The 13,383-nt window shown below is 73.0% G+C and carries 13 protein-coding genes and 1 pseudogene; 9 read left to right on the top strand and 5 right to left on the bottom strand.

All coding sequences use genetic code 11. The features are described 5' to 3' along the window. Positions 1-588: 588 nt before the first annotated feature. On the top strand, positions 589-1,728 hold the full coding sequence (locus OEIGOIKO_RS38870; RefSeq protein WP_413790157.1) for a PP2C family protein-serine/threonine phosphatase: 1,140 nt from the start codon (positions 589-591) through the stop codon (positions 1,726-1,728). Here OEIGOIKO_RS38870 and OEIGOIKO_RS38865 read toward each other — a convergent pair. Beyond that, positions 1,720-2,157: an ATP-binding protein gene (locus OEIGOIKO_RS38865; protein WP_125057987.1), complete on the bottom strand. Its 438-nt coding sequence runs from the start codon at positions 2,155-2,157 to the stop codon at positions 1,720-1,722. The two genes, OEIGOIKO_RS38870 and OEIGOIKO_RS38865, sit on opposite strands and share 9 nt — an antisense overlap. A 313-nt stretch (positions 2,158-2,470) precedes the next feature. Here OEIGOIKO_RS38865 and OEIGOIKO_RS38860 point away from each other — a divergent pair, with 313 nt between their 5' ends. Then, positions 2,471-2,896, top strand: a complete 426-nt coding sequence (locus OEIGOIKO_RS38860) for an SRPBCC family protein (protein ID WP_125057986.1) — start codon at positions 2,471-2,473, stop codon at positions 2,894-2,896. Positions 2,897-2,934: 38 nt separating this feature from the next. Here OEIGOIKO_RS38860 and OEIGOIKO_RS38855 read toward each other — a convergent pair whose 3' ends face one another. Both OEIGOIKO_RS38855 and OEIGOIKO_RS38850 read right to left on the bottom strand, forming a co-directional pair. Then, positions 2,935-3,273 (bottom strand): STAS domain-containing protein, encoded by a 339-nt coding sequence (locus tag OEIGOIKO_RS38855; RefSeq protein WP_125059532.1) that lies wholly within the window; start codon positions 3,271-3,273, stop codon positions 2,935-2,937. A 262-nt stretch (positions 3,274-3,535) separates the two neighbouring features. Next, positions 3,536-4,087 (bottom strand): MarR family winged helix-turn-helix transcriptional regulator, encoded by a 552-nt coding sequence (locus tag OEIGOIKO_RS38850; protein ID WP_246177851.1) that lies wholly within the window; start codon positions 4,085-4,087, stop codon positions 3,536-3,538. Between the two features lie 81 nt (positions 4,088-4,168). Here OEIGOIKO_RS38850 and OEIGOIKO_RS38845 point away from each other — a divergent pair, with 81 nt between their 5' ends. Then, positions 4,169-5,350, top strand: coding sequence for a PP2C family protein-serine/threonine phosphatase (locus OEIGOIKO_RS38845; RefSeq protein ID WP_031000247.1), 1,182 nt, complete (start codon positions 4,169-4,171; stop codon positions 5,348-5,350). A gap of 67 nt (positions 5,351-5,417) precedes the next feature. Here the strand turns inward: OEIGOIKO_RS38845 and OEIGOIKO_RS38840 are convergent, their stop codons facing one another. Then, on the bottom strand, positions 5,418-5,654 hold the full coding sequence (locus OEIGOIKO_RS38840; protein WP_246177850.1) for a hypothetical protein: 237 nt from the start codon (positions 5,652-5,654) through the stop codon (positions 5,418-5,420). Positions 5,655-6,035: 381 nt separating this feature from the next. On the opposite strand from OEIGOIKO_RS38840, the gene OEIGOIKO_RS38835 reads away from it, so the two are divergent. The 3 genes and pseudogenes from OEIGOIKO_RS38835 to OEIGOIKO_RS43690 all read left to right on the top strand — a co-directional run. Continuing rightward, on the top strand, positions 6,036-7,346 hold the full coding sequence (locus tag OEIGOIKO_RS38835; protein ID WP_246177849.1) for a phytase: 1,311 nt from the start codon (positions 6,036-6,038) through the stop codon (positions 7,344-7,346). Positions 7,347-7,447: 101 nt separating this feature from the next. Beyond that, positions 7,448-8,107: a hypothetical protein gene (locus OEIGOIKO_RS38830; protein WP_125057984.1), complete on the top strand. Its 660-nt coding sequence runs from the start codon at positions 7,448-7,450 to the stop codon at positions 8,105-8,107. Further along, a pseudogene (locus OEIGOIKO_RS43690) lies at positions 8,104-8,508 on the top strand (RDD family protein); the annotation flags it as partial. The gene OEIGOIKO_RS38830 and the pseudogene OEIGOIKO_RS43690, both read left to right, overlap by 4 nt. 96 nt (positions 8,509-8,604) lie before the next feature. Here the strand turns inward: OEIGOIKO_RS43690 and OEIGOIKO_RS38820 are convergent. Continuing rightward, the gene (locus OEIGOIKO_RS38820) at positions 8,605-10,014 is read right to left on the bottom strand and encodes an MFS transporter (protein ID WP_125057983.1); all 1,410 of its coding nucleotides are present in this window, start codon (positions 10,012-10,014) and stop codon (positions 8,605-8,607) included. Between the two features lie 187 nt (positions 10,015-10,201). Between OEIGOIKO_RS38820 and OEIGOIKO_RS38815 the strand changes: the two genes are divergently transcribed. Genes OEIGOIKO_RS38815 through OEIGOIKO_RS38805 form a run of 3 tightly spaced genes read left to right on the top strand, consistent with a single transcriptional unit; the run spans position 10,202 to position 13,381 of the window. Next, entirely contained in the window at positions 10,202-10,624 is a 423-nt protein-coding gene (locus OEIGOIKO_RS38815; protein WP_125057982.1) for a DUF7144 family membrane protein, read from the top strand. Between the two features lie 13 nt (positions 10,625-10,637). After that, positions 10,638-11,570: a polyphosphate kinase 2 family protein gene (locus tag OEIGOIKO_RS38810; RefSeq protein ID WP_246177848.1), complete on the top strand. Its 933-nt coding sequence runs from the start codon at positions 10,638-10,640 to the stop codon at positions 11,568-11,570. After that, complete coding sequence (locus OEIGOIKO_RS38805; protein ID WP_125057981.1) at positions 11,567-13,381, top strand: SulP family inorganic anion transporter; 1,815 nt, start codon at positions 11,567-11,569, stop codon at positions 13,379-13,381. The genes OEIGOIKO_RS38810 and OEIGOIKO_RS38805 overlap by 4 nt, the downstream gene beginning before the upstream one ends. Positions 13,382-13,383: the final 2 nt, after the last annotated feature.

The following is a 13,383-nucleotide window of genomic DNA, read 5'->3' as shown; positions in this document are numbered from 1 at the left end:
CATGCGCTGCCGCCGCTGCGCCACGCCGTACGCCGGCTGGGCGCGGCCAACGCCCTGCCCGTCGAGACCCGGGCGCGCCTCGTCCTGTCCGTGAGCGCGCTGGCGGACACGGTGATACAGGCCGGGTACGGGGTCACGCTGGAGTCGTCCCGTACGTGTGCGATGGATCGTTCCTCCTCGGGCGGTTCCCAGGACTCGGGCTCCCGCGGTCCCGGCGGGGCGCCGTCGCCGGGGAGCGCCGCCGGTTCCCAGGACGCCGAGGGGCCGGGGGACGGTTCCCGCTGCGGCGCTTCCCGTCGCCGCGCCTCCGGTGACGGGGCGTCCCGGGACGGACACGGTCCCGTGACCGGGAACGAGGCCGGCTCCGGGGCCGGAGGCGGCACCGGGGCCGAGACCGGACAGCAGGACGGCCCCGAGGCCGCCGCCGGGGTCCCGCAGGCCCGCTCGGGCGACGGGGACACCGCGCCCGCCGCTGCCCGGAGTGCCGCGGACCCCTCGGGCGCCGCCGGGACGGCCGCCGTCCCACCGGCCGCGAACGCCCCGGCCGGCTCCGCCGCCGCAGCCGGGTCCGGTTTCCTCGCCGTCACCCTGCGCACCCCCGCCCCCGTGCTCGCCCCGCCCGCCGGAACCGCCCTGCTGCTCCCCGCCGAGGTGTCACCCGACGCGGCCACCTGGCACGTACCGCTCCCCGCCGGGACACCGGAGGTCCGTATTCCCGCAGGACGCGGGCCGGGCGACGCGACGACGGGCGGCAGCGGCCGGCCGCGCGGCAGCGGTCCCGCTCCGCTGTCCCCCCTTCCGACGAGTGCCCCGGACGGCAACGGGGACGGTGCGGCGACCGATCCGGCCACCGAGAACCGCCTCCTGGAGGAGGAGCTGCGGGTCGCGCTGGCCCGGGTGGACTCCCTCGCCGCCGACCAGCGCCGTCTGACGCACGAGCTGGCCGAGACGAACAGCGGGGTACTGGCCCTCTATGTGCAGCTGGAGGAGCGCGACGAACAGCTGCGCTCGGCCCATGGCCACATCCTGCGCGAGCTGGAGGACGCGCTGCGCCCGCCGCCGATCGCGGTGGACGGGCTGGACCTCGCCGTCCACTACGCGCCGGCCGGTACCGACGCGCCCACCGGCGGGGACTTCTACGACTGGTTCACGCTACCGGACGGGACGGTGCACATCACCGTCGTCGACGCGCTCGGGCACGGCGTACGCAGTACGCGCAGTGCGCTGAACGTCACGCACGCGGTGCGGACGCTCGCGCTGGAGGGGCACCCGCTGAAGTCCGTCGTGGCCCGGACGGACGAGATCCTCGCGCCGCTCGACCCGGAGCTGATGGCCACGGTGCTGCTGGCCCGGATCGACCCGGCCAGCGGGGACCTGCTGCTCGCCAACGGCAGCCATCCGCCGGCGCTGGTCGTGCGGGCCGCCGGCGGGGAGGAGTATCTGGAGGTGCGGGGGCGCGGGGTGGGCTACCCGTTCCCCGGCAGTGAGCGGCTGCTGCACGCGAAGCTGGACGAGGGGGACCTGCTCGTCCTGTACACCGACGGGCTGACCGAGAGCCGCCGGGACCCCAGGGAGGGCGAACAGCGGCTGGCCGAGAGCGCGCGGCGGCACCGCGACCGGCCGGTCCGGGAGATTCCCGGCGCCATCGCCGAGGACATGCACACCGTCATCCTGCACTCCGACGACACGCTCGCCCTGGCCGTCCGGCTGACGCCGCGCTCACGCTGAGCGCCGGCCCTCCCGGGCGACGACGGCGCTGACCGTCTTGCCCTGGGCGGAGATCTCCACCGAGGTGGAGGCGGCGAGGCGGCGGACCATCGGCCATCCGAAGCCGCCGCCCTCGCCGCGTACGTCCGGGTTGCGCTCGCACGGCGGCCGGGGGCTGGCGTCGGCCACGGCCACCGTGACGGTGCCGGGGTCGGCCGTCAGACTCAGCGTGCAGGTGCGGGCGAGGGTGTGCCGGACGGCATTGGTGACCAGCTCGGAGACGATCAGCACGACGGCGTCGGAGGCGTCCCGGCCCGGCGGCGGGCCCAGGCCTTTCAGGAAGTCGCCGGCCACGTCCCGTGCGACGGCTGCCGCCTCGGGGGTGTTCTCCAGCGTCACCATCAGTGAAGGCGCAGCGGAAACCCTGTGCGGGGCCGTGGCGCTGCTCATCGGGCTCACCTCGTTTCGCGTTGGACCGTAAGGCGTACAAGTAGGCAGCTTTCCCGCCGGAGAACGACACAATCCACCCCGATGCACAGGGAACCGTACGTTCCCCTCGGGTGATTCACCGCCCCCGGCGGGCCACTCGTAAGCGCTGCCCCACAGACCGGGTACCCCGTCCGTCCCGGGGTACAAGGGCAACCTCCGGCCGGTTCACGACAGGACCGGCCGGGAGAACCGGACACCCGCGGACACGGCCGTGCGCGGCCCTGCGGCCGGGTGTCCGCCCCTGACCGCTCATGAGATCAAGGAGGAATTCGCCATGTCGTCCTCGCTGCTGGAGAGTGTGGACATCGAGGCTCCCGTCGCGGTGAGCTGGGCGCTGTGGTCGGACGTCACGCACTGGCCGAAGTTCCTGAGCCATGTGCGGACGGTCGAGCGTCTGGACGACACGCATTTCGTCTGGCAGCTCGCGCTGCCGGGCGCGGACAAGAATTTCGTGGCGGAACTCACAGAAGTGAAACCACAGGACCGTATCGCCTGGAAAACGACGGAGGGCGTCCATCACGCGGGCGTCGTCACCTTCCACCGGCTCAGTGACACATCCAGCCGTGTCACGCTGCAAATAGAGTACTCACCGGAAGGTTTTGTGGAGCATCTGGGGGCCCTGACCAACCTGGATTCCGCCCTCGCCAACTACGACCTCGGGGAATTCCGGAAACTCGCGGAGACCGCCGCGGCGGGCTGAGCCGGGCGGGCCCGGCAGCCGCCCGGCGGTGCGTACGGCTACGCCCCCGGGCGGGCCACGCCGTCGGCGGCCGCCGCCTCCCGCACCGTCTCGTACAGCGGCAGCACCCCGTCGAGACCGGTCATCTCGAAGAGGCGGCGCAGCCCGGGCGACGGGGCGGCCAGGCGCAGCCGGGTGCCGAGGGCCGCGTGCTGCTGCAACAGCACGTTGACGGTCGTGGAGTCCGCGAAGTCCACCTGGGACAGATCGACGACGACCGGCCGCGGATCACCTCCGGCCGGCCCGGCCCCGTCCGCGTCGCCACCCGTCGCGCGAAGGGCGTCCTCCAGTGGTGCGACGGTGTCGATGTCGAGCGGTCCGGTGACGGCGACGACCACCGCGTCCTCGGCACGGTGGCCCTCCCGCACCACGACCTGTGTCGGCCGGTCTGGGCTGGACTGTGACTGCACGGTCATCCTCGGCGGTTACGGGATCGGTGGCCGGATCCGGACTGCTGTCCGGCCGGATCGGATGATCAACAATAGAAGCGATTGTTGCCGTTTGACAATATTCCAGAAAGGCAACAATCTTGTCCCCGTCACTGAGCAACACGGCTCTGCCCGGAGTGACTTCGGATCGAGAAGCGGGGCCTGAATGACTTCACGCGGTGTCCGCGCTGTCTGCGCTGTCCGCACCGAACGTGCGGCGCCCGGCGACCGGGCGGCCGTCCTTGGCGTCCTTCGCCTCCTTGGCCGAACGGTGCAAGGCCGCCGCCCTGCGGAACGCGGCCAGCCCCGACGCCAGATCGGCGACCTGCGCCGGATCCATCCGCGCCACGATGGCCGCGACCTCGCCGGTACGCGCCGCCCGGTACTCCTCCAGGAAGGCCCGCCCGCGCAGGCTCAGCCGCAGCTCCACCTCCCGCCGGCTCGTCGCGCTCTGACATCGTTCGGCCAGCCCCATGGCTTCCAGACGGTCGCAGAGACGACTCACCGCGGGCGGTCGCGAGCCAAGTTCGTCGGCGAGCGCCCGCAGGTTAGTACCCTCGTGTTCCTCGATCACCAGAAGAGCCCGCAACTGGGACGGCGAGACCTGCGCCGAGCGTGCCGTCTCCTGACCGCGGCCCCACAAGACCTCCAGCAACTCGGAGGCGGCAAGGGCGGCCTCGGTCACCTGCTCGCGTGGGTACGACTGACCGGGAAAACGGGACACACGACCACTCTGTCACCCTCCGGCCGCCCGCGTCAGCCCGGCCATGTCGAAATCCACCGAAATAAGAATGTTTGAGAGACCGTGACCCTGAGCTGTGATGTCGAAAGAGCGGTTCGCGCGGCGGCGCCGCACGCCTTGGTGGACGCGCTGCGCGCAGCGCTCGCCGCGGCCTACGGAGCCACCGCCGTGCATCTGTTCCTCGCGGACTACGGCGGTACGGTGCTCAGGCCGTTCTCCTCGCTCGGCGAGGACCCCGCGGCCGCGCTGTCCATCTCCAACACACCGGAGGGACGCGCCTTCGGCAGCCAGGAACGGCACGAACGGCAGGCCGGACAGGACGGCGCCGTCGACCACCACCTGCCGGTGACGGTCCGCGGCGAACGCCTCGGCATCCTGACCGTCCGGCTGCCCGCCGACCGCAACCTGCCCGGCGTCGCCGACGACCTGGCGCACGCGGCGGACCTGCTCGGCCACGAGATCTTCGTCGCCGAGCGCGACACCGACGTCTACCAGCGGGCCCGCCGTACGACCCGGCTCACCCTGGCCGCCGAGATGCAGTGGCAGCTGCTGCCCGCACGCGCCTGCGTGGCCGAGGAGTACGCCATCGGCGCCCAGCTGGAGCCGGCCTACGCGATCCACGGCGACAACTACGACTGGGCCGCCGACGCGGACGAGCTGACGCTCGCCGTCACCAACGGCATGGGCACCGGCATCGAGGCGTCCCTGCTCTCCCACCTCGCGGTGAACGCGCTGCGCAACGCCCGCCGCGCGGGCATCGGCATCGCGGACCAGGCGGCCCTCGCCGACCAGGCCCTCTACGCGCAGTACCGCGGCTCCGCCTACGTCTCGACGCTGCTGCTCCGCTTCCGGCTCGCGACCGGCCGGGTGGAGGTCGTGGACGCCGGTTCGCCGCAGCTGTGGCGGCGCCGGGGCCGGACCATCGACCGCGTCCCCCTCGAACCGCAACTGCCGCTCGGCATGTTCGAAGAGACGCAGTACGTGGCACAGGAGTTCGAGGTGCTCCCCGGCGACCGGCTCCTCTTCGTCAGCGACGGCGTGTACGCGGCGGTCTCACCGCCCGGCGAGGAGTACGGCGAGCACGCCCTCGCCCGCGCGATCCACGCCACCAGCCTGCTCCCCGCGGCCGGCGTCCCCCGGGCCGTCCTGCGCGACCTGGCCGAACACCGCGACGCCGAGTCGATGGACGACGCGCTGGTGCTCTGCCTCGACTGGTTCGGCAAGGCGGGGCACCGGGGACGGTGAGACGGGGCCGGCCGTAGGGGCCGACCGCAGGGGCGACGGCCCGCGCCCCTGCCGCCCCGGCCCGGCCCTACTTCTTGATCCAGCCCTTCTTCACCAGGGCGTCACACGTGGCCACCGGGTCCTTCTTCCCCTTGTACTGCCTCTTCACTTCCTTGAGACAGTCGGCGTACGGGAACGGAGGACCGCTCTTCGCCGCCTGCGGGGGAACCGTCGCGGCCGCCTCGACGGCCGTCCCGGCGAACAGCACACCGCTCGTCGCAACCGCCGCGGCCAGGGCGAAGCTCATCCGTCGCATGGTCGTCATCTCTTCTGGTCTCCTCGGGTCTCCTCGCGCCGGAACCCAGCGCTCCGCACGCGCGTGAGCCTTCCGGCAGCTCGGCGGTGACCGGCGGCGCGAAAGGACTCGACCCCACCCAACGAGCCGGCCCGCCACGGGAAACGCCGTCCGGCCCGTGGTCGCACCGTTGCCACGGACACGGAATCCGTACGGGTGCACTTGCGGACGCTGCGGGCTCGGACGCACCGCAGACGCACCGCAGAACGCGGCGGCCCCTGCGCGGCGGGCCGGTTCCGGCCGTTCACGCCCCGGAGGGGTGACGGACACGTTACCCATTGGTAAATGGTCACCCACGGACGCCAGACTCCCCGTGCTTCCCCCGCCCCTTCGACACCGAGGAGTTTCCACGTGGCCACCTCCCGCAGCGCCCGTACGGCAAGACGCTTGCTCGCCACGGCACTTGCGGCGCTCGCCGTCACGGCCGTGCCCTCCCCCGCCGGAGCCGCCCCGTCCGCCGCGCTGCCCGCCGTCACCCCACGGGCCGAGACCGCGGCCCTGCACGACGACGCGGCCGGCGGCGACGCCGACGCGGACGACCCGGCGATCTGGCGCGACTCCGCCGACCCGGGCCGCAGTCTGGTGATCGCCACCGCGAAACAGGGCGGCCTGCGGGTCTACGACCTCGACGCGCGCGAGGTGCAGTCCCTGCCCGCGCCCGCCGCGCCCGGCCCGGGCCACGCGCCGGGCCGCTACAACAACGTCGACCTGATATCCGGCCTGCGGCTGTCCACGGGCCGCGCCGACCTCGCGGTGACCAGCGACCGCGGCAACGACCGGCTGCGCTTCTACCGGATCGACCGTGACCGGGCCGGCGGCCCGCTCACCGACGTGACGGACCCCGCGGCGCCGCCCGTCTTCTCCACCTCGCAGCAGGAGATCGACGGGCAGCGGACCGCCTACGGCCTCGCCACCTGGACCGACAAGGCCAGCGGCCACTCGTACGCGCTGGTCAGCCGCCGCGAGCGGACGACCGTCGCGCTCTTGGAGCTCACTCCCGGTTCCGGCGGCACCGTCGGCTACCGCAAGGTCCGCACCCTGGACCTGCCCGCCGCCTTCCGCCTCCCGAACGGCAAGTCGTGGTCCCCCTGCGCCGAGCCCGGTGAACTGCCGCAGGTCGAGGGCATGGTGGTCGATCCGGACAACGGCACGCTGTACGCGGGCCAGGAGGACGTCGGCATCTGGCGGCTGCGCGCCGACCTGACCGGCACGCCGAAGCTCGTCGACAAGGTCCGCGAGTACGGCGTCCCGGCCACGTACGACGAGGCGAGCGAGGAGTGCGTCGCGGGCGCCGACCCGGGCTACGGCGGCAAGCGGCTGACGGCCGACGTGGAGGGCCTGACGCTGGTCACCGAGCCCGGCGGCGACGGCTACCTGCTGGCGTCCAGCCAGGGTGACAACACCTTCGTGGCCTACGACCGCGAGCTGTCCGACCACAACGAGTACGAGGGCGGCTTCCGCGTCACCGCGGCCTCGGCGGCCCTCGACGGCTCGGAGGAGTGCGACGGCGCCGCCGCGCTGGCGGCGCCGCTGGGCGCCAAGTACCCGAAGGGCCTGCTCGTCGTGCAGGACGGCCACGACACTCCCGAGGACGCCGAACGCCCCTCGACCGGCTTCAAGTTCGTCGACCTCGGTGACGTGCTGAAGGCCGTGGACGACTGATCCGCAACGCAGCCGGGCGACGGCCTTCGGGGCGGCTCCGGCGGTAGGGGTCACCCGCGGCGGATGAAGCGGAGCCCGTCGTACGGCGTTGCCATGCGGCCATGGGTGCACACCACGGCGCCGGCAGCGCGCCGGGAGCTGTCCTGTTGCTCGGCCCACGGCTGGCCCTGGGGGCGGTGGTCGCCGTGGGTACGGCGGTGGGCACGGCGGCCGTCCGGATCGGTGACGGGATCGACCGCGCCCGGCGGGCCGCGCTGCGGCGGGCCGTCGCCGCGGTCGTCGCCCAGCTCGACCTGGACGCCCTGGTGGCGCGGGTGGACGTGAACAAGGTGGCCGACCGGGTGAAGGTGAACCGCGTCGCCGACCGGGTCGACGTCGACCGGATCGCGCGCCGGGTCGACATCGACGCCCTGCTGGTGCGGGCCGATCCGGTCGGTCTGACCCGGCAGGTGCTCGAAGAGATCGACATCGGCCGGATCGTCCGGGAGACGGGCGGCAGCATGACCGGCGACGCGCTGGACGCCGTACGGCTGCGGAGTGCGCGGGCCGACCGGTTGGTGGATGCCTTCACCGACCGGCTGCTGCGACGGAACGGTAGCGTTCCGTCGTCGTCACCGCATCCGTCGTCGTCACCGCACCCGTCGTCGCATCCGTCGTCGCCCCCCTCACCGCCGTCGCCCCGGAACGGCGGAACTGTCGAGGGGCCCGAGGGCTCCGCGGACTCCGCGTCCGGCGCGCCGGCCCGCCGGACCGCCCCGTGACGCCTTTCTCGCCCGCCATCAGCCCCTCCCACCTGCAAGGCCGCACCGCGGGGCCGGTCTCCCGCACCCTGGCGGCGCTCGCGGACGCCCTGGTCGTGCTGGGCATCGCCGTGCTGACGGGACTGGTCCTCGGAGCCGTCCGGTTCCTCGTGTCCGGGCCGCCGTTCGCGGTACCGAGGCCGTCGGACCAGGTCACCGGCATCTTCGGGTGCTGTTTGGCCGTCGGGTACCTGGCCGCGGGCTGGTCGGTGACGGGCCGGACCGTGGGCGGCCGGGTGATGGGGCTGCGGGTGGTGCACCACTCGGGCCGGCGGCTCCGGCCGGGCCGCGCCCTGCTCCGGGCCGTCCTGTGTGTCGCACTGCCGCTGGGGCTGCTCTGGGCGTTGCCGAGCAGGCGGAACGCGTCCGTGGCCGATCTCGTCGTACGCAGCGCGGTCGTGCACGACTGGCACGGCCGGTACGGCGGGCGGGCCGTCCGGGGCACGGGCCGCGCCGCGTCAGCGCGGCGCCCGCTGTCGCGGGAGCAGCGTGGCGGCGACGAATCCGGCGCAGCCGACGGCGGCCAGCACGATCAGCGCGGCGGCGTAGGAGCCGAAAGCCAGGTCGGCGACGAGGACGGTGCCGGCGACCGCGGTGCCGAGTGAGGAGCCGAGGTTGGACACGCTGCGGGACAGGCCGGAGATCTCGCCCTGCTGGTCCTCGGGGAAGCTGGACTGCACGACGTTCACCGACGGGGTCAGCATCACCCCGAGTCCCAGGCCGATCATGAGCAGTCCGGGGGTGGTGGCCCAGGCGCTCGGGGAGCCGCCCGCCATGGCGAGGAGCGTGCCGATGCCGGCGACCGTCACGGCGAAGCCGGTCATGACCAGGGTCCGCGGCGTGCGCCGCTTCGCGAAGCGCTCGGCGGCCAGCGAGGCCGCGAGGAGGCCCGCGGTGGCCGCCGTGAAGATCACTCCGGTGCGGACGGCGTCGTAGCCGCGGACGACCTGGAGGTAGGCGGCCACCACGAACGACACGCCCATGAGGATCAGCCATTGGAGGTTCTGCGTGAGCAGGCCGAGGTTGGACGTGCGGTCGCGGAACAGGCCGGTGGACAGCAGCGGTTCGCGGCCCGCACGCTCCCGCGCCCGGATCCACCGGAAGAACCCGGCCAGTACGAGGGCGCCGAGCAGGAGCAGCCCCGCCATCAGCCAGCCGTTGTCGTCTGCGGCGAGGATGCCGGTGACGACGAGGACCAGGCCGACGGCCGACAGGACCGCCCCGCCGGTGTCGAAGGGCCGGGTGGGCTCCGGGGGCAGCGGGTCCGCGATCCGGCGGCTCAGTACGACGATCACCGCGACCACCAGCGCCTGGAAGACGAAGGCCGCCCGCCAGCTCAGCCCCGTGGTGATGAGCCCGCCGATCAGCGGCCCGGCGGCGGCGCCGACACCGCCCATCGCCATGATCACACCGAACGCGCGGGCGCGGGCGGTGATGTCCGTGAAGAAGAGCGTGGTGAGGATGTAGACCGGCGGGATGAGCAGGGCCGTACCGACGCCTTCGAGGATCGAGTTGCCGAGGATCAGCACGCCGAGGCCGGGCGCAGCCGCGCTGAGCAGGGCGCCGACACCGTAGACGGCCAGTCCGGTCACCAGGCAGCGCTTGCGGCCGATGCGGTCGGTCAGCTTGCCGCCGGGGATCATCAGCGCCGCCATGACCAGCAGGAAGATGGTGATGGCGAGTTGTACTCCCTGCACGGTGGTGTCGAGGTCCGCGCTGATGTCGTTGATCATCACGTTCATGTTGGAGCCGGCGAAGCTGCAGATGAACTGGGCGAGCGCGAGCGGTACCAGCACCTGGCGCGGTGGGCTCGGCGCGGGCCCGCGGGTCCCCGTGCCGGGTCCGGTGGGGCCGGTCGGTGCGGTCATCGTCTGGCCTCCGATCGCTGCTGCCCGGCGGACGGCACGGGCCCGTCCGCCGGGCGCCGTTCATCGTCCCGGCCGGGTGATCGCGCGTCGTCACCCGCCGGGGGTGACGACGTGCCCCCGGCGCCCGGGGCACCCTCGGCGCCGACGCGGGGCAATCCGCACCCGCCTCGGAGACGGAGGGCCTGTCATGGCCACCACGACCAGCCCGCACCACCGCTCGGCAGGAGTCACGGCCGCCGCGAGCGGTCTGACCATCTTCGCCGCCGTGATGCTGTTCATCTCCGGTGTGCTCGACCTCTTCCGGGGCATCATGGGCATCGCCGAGAACGAGGTCTTCCTCAACACCCCCAACTACGTGTTCAAGTTCGACCTGACCAGCTGGGGCTGGATCCACCTGGCCTTCGGGGCGGTCGCCGTCGTCGTGAGCCTCGGTCTGTTCACGGCGGCCACCTGGGCCCGGGTCCTCGCGATCGGCATCGCGGCCCTGCTGATCATCGTCAACTTCCTCACCATTCCCTACTATCCGGTCTGGTCGATCACTCTGATCGCGCTGTACGGGGCCACCATCTGGGCCCTGTGCGTGGTCCGCCGGGACACGCTCAACGCGTAGCCGGAGCGGTTCCGTGCCGGGCCGGGCGGTGCGCACGGCGGACGAGTGGGCCGGGCGGATCGCGCGATTCATCGCGCCCCTGCGGGTGGAGCCGGGGTCGGAGGTCGATCTGGGCAAGGACTTCGACCCCGGTCACAAGGCGGGTATCAGGCGCAAGAGCGACGGTGAGGAACTGCTGCGGACCGGTGTCGCCCTGCTGGCCGACCAGCAGCGGCGACTGGCCGCGCAGGGCACCCACGGGGTGCTGGTGTGCCTCCAGGCGCTGGACGCGGGCGGCAAGGACGGCACGATCCGGCACGTGATGACGGGAGTGAACCCGCAGGGCGTGCACGTGGTCGGCTTCAAACAGCCGTCCGCCGAGGAACTCGACCACGACTACCTGTGGCGCTACGCCTGCCATCTGCCCCGGCGCGGGGAGATCGGCATCTTCAACCGGTCGCACTACGAGGAGGTCCTGGTGGTGCGGGTGCACCCGGAACTCCTCGACCGGCAGCGGCTGCCGGGCCGGGGCCGGCGGCAGGACCTCTGGCGCCGGCGCTACCGGGAGATCAACGACTGGGAGCGCTACCTGACCGACAACGGCTTCCGGCTCGTGAAGCTGTTCCTGAACCTGTCCAAGGAGGAACAGCGGCGCCGGTTCCTGAAGCGGATCGACGTCCCCGAGCGCAACTGGAAGTTCTCGGCGGCCGACACCCGCGAACGCGCCCGGTGGGACGACTACCAGCGGGCGTTCTCCGCCATGCTGTCCGCCACCAGCACCCGCTGGGCGCCGTGGTACGTCGTTCCCGCCGACCACAAGTGGTTCGCGCGCATCTGCGCGGCCGCGGTGCTCTCCCACGTCCTGGCCGGCATCGATCCGCGGTACCCGGACGTCGGCGAGCAGGCACGGCGCGAACTGGCCGAGGCCCGCAAGGCATTGGAGGCGGAACGCGGGCGGCCGCGATGACCGGTGCCGACGGCGGAGGGGGCCGCCGGCCGCCGGCGGGCCGGGGTTCCCGGGCCCTGGCGAAGGCCCGCGGAGCGGCGCCCGGCCTCCGGACGCTCTCGGGCTACCGGCGGCAGTGGCTCGTCAAGGACGTCGTCGCCGGTGTCGTGCTGACCACGCTGCTGGTGCCGCAGGGCATGGCGTACGCGGAACTGGCGGGGCTGCCCGCGATCAACGGCCTGTACACGTCCGTCCTGTGCCTGCTGGCGTACGCGCTCTTCGGCCCGTCACGGATCCTGGTGCTGGGCCCGGACTCCTCCCTCGGCCCGATGATCGCGGCGACGGTGCTGCCGCTGGCCGCCGCCGGGGGTGACAGCGGACGGGCGGTGGCACTCGCCTCGGTGCTGGCGCTGCTGGTCGGTGCGGTCATGGTCCTGGCGAGCGTGGCGAAGCTGGGCTTCATCGCCGACCTGATCTCCAAGCCCACCATGATCGGCTACATGAACGGTCTGGCGCTGACCATTCTGATCGGACAGCTGCCGAAGCTGTGCGGCTTCTCCACGGACGCCGACGGGCTGCTCGGCGAGACGTCGGGGTTCGTCCGTGGCCTGGCCGACGGGAAGGCGGTGCCCGCCGCCGTGGCGGTGGGCGTGGGCGGGGTCGTACTGATCCTGGTGCTGCAGCGGTGGCTGCCGAAGGTGCCCGCGGTGCTCGTCATGGTGCTGCTGGCCATGGCCGCGACGCCGCTGTTCGGCCTGGCCGCGCGCGGCGTCGGCCTGGTGGGCACGCTGCCCACGGGCTTCCCGCCCCTGACCGTCCCGCACCTGGCATGGGACGACCTCGCTCCCCTGTGCGCGGGGGCGGTGGGTATCGCCCTGGTGTCCCTCGCCGACACCATCTCCAACGCGTCGGCGTTCGCGGCCCGCACCGGACAGGAGGTCCAGGGCAACCAGGAGATGCGTGCGATCGGGGCCGCGAACCTGGCCGCCGGGCTGTTCCAGGGCTTCCCCGTCAGTACGAGCGGCTCGCGGACGGCCGTGGCCGAGCGGGCGGGCGCCCGGACCCAGCTCACCGGAGTCGTCGGAGCGGTACTGATCGTCGTGATGCTGGTGCTGTTCCCCGGCCTGTTCCGGAGCCTGCCCCAGCCCGCGCTGGCCGCGGTGGTCATCACCGCGGCGCTGTCCCTGGCCGACCTCACCGGGACGGCGCGGCTGTGGCAACGGCGCAAGACGGAGTTCCTGCTGTCCGTCGCGGCCTTCCTCGGGGTAGCGCTGCTCGGTGTGCTGCCCGGCATCGCGGTCGCGGTCGGCCTGTCGATCCTCAACGTCTTCCGGCGCGCGTGGTGGCCGTACAACACCGTGCTGGGGCGGGTGCCGGGACTGGAGGGCTACCACGACGTCCGCTCCTACCCGGAGGCCGAACGCCTGCCCGGCCTGGTGATCCACCGCTTCGACGCGCCGTTGTTCTTCGCCAACGCCAAGGCCTTCCGTGACGAGGTGCTGCGCCTGACCCACGGCGAGCCGCCGCCCCGGTGGGTCCTGGTCGCCGCCGAGCCGGTCACCGACGTGGACACCACCGCGGCCGACGTGCTGGAGGAACTCTGCAAGGGGCTCGAAGCGCGGCACATCCGCCTGGTGTTCGCCGAGCTGAAGGACCCGGTGCTGGCCCAGCTCAGACGTTACGGGCTGGCCCACTCCTTCGGCGGCGACCGCTTCTTCCCCACCGTCGAATCCGCCGTCGCCGCGTTCCGTGCCGGGACCGACGCGGTGTGGACGGCGGCCGGGCCGCCTTGCGGTCCCGGCACGGACGGCGGCCCGCCGCGGGCGGACTGAGC

The organism is Streptomyces paromomycinus (assembly GCF_003865155.1).
Classification (GTDB): domain Bacteria; phylum Actinomycetota; class Actinomycetes; order Streptomycetales; family Streptomycetaceae; genus Streptomyces; species Streptomyces chrestomyceticus.
Note: the sequence above shows the minus strand (reverse complement) of the source record. Positions and strands in the feature narration are given on the sequence as shown.

Coding starts and splice junctions, on each gene's coding strand:
- OEIGOIKO_RS38865 (WP_125057987.1), bottom strand. CDS start 2,157: ATGAGCAGCGCCACGGCCCCGCACAGGGTTTCCGCTGCGCCTTCACTG.
- OEIGOIKO_RS38860 (WP_125057986.1), top strand. CDS start 2,471: ATGTCGTCCTCGCTGCTGGAGAGTGTGGACATCGAGGCTCCCGTCGCG.
- OEIGOIKO_RS38840 (WP_246177850.1), bottom strand. CDS start 5,654: ATGACGACCATGCGACGGATGAGCTTCGCCCTGGCCGCGGCGGTTGCG.
- OEIGOIKO_RS38830 (WP_125057984.1), top strand. CDS start 7,448: ATGGGTGCACACCACGGCGCCGGCAGCGCGCCGGGAGCTGTCCTGTTG.
- OEIGOIKO_RS38820 (WP_125057983.1), bottom strand. CDS start 10,014: ATGACCGCACCGACCGGCCCCACCGGACCCGGCACGGGGACCCGCGGG.
- OEIGOIKO_RS38815 (WP_125057982.1), top strand. CDS start 10,202: ATGGCCACCACGACCAGCCCGCACCACCGCTCGGCAGGAGTCACGGCC.
- OEIGOIKO_RS38805 (WP_125057981.1), top strand. CDS start 11,567: ATGACCGGTGCCGACGGCGGAGGGGGCCGCCGGCCGCCGGCGGGCCGG.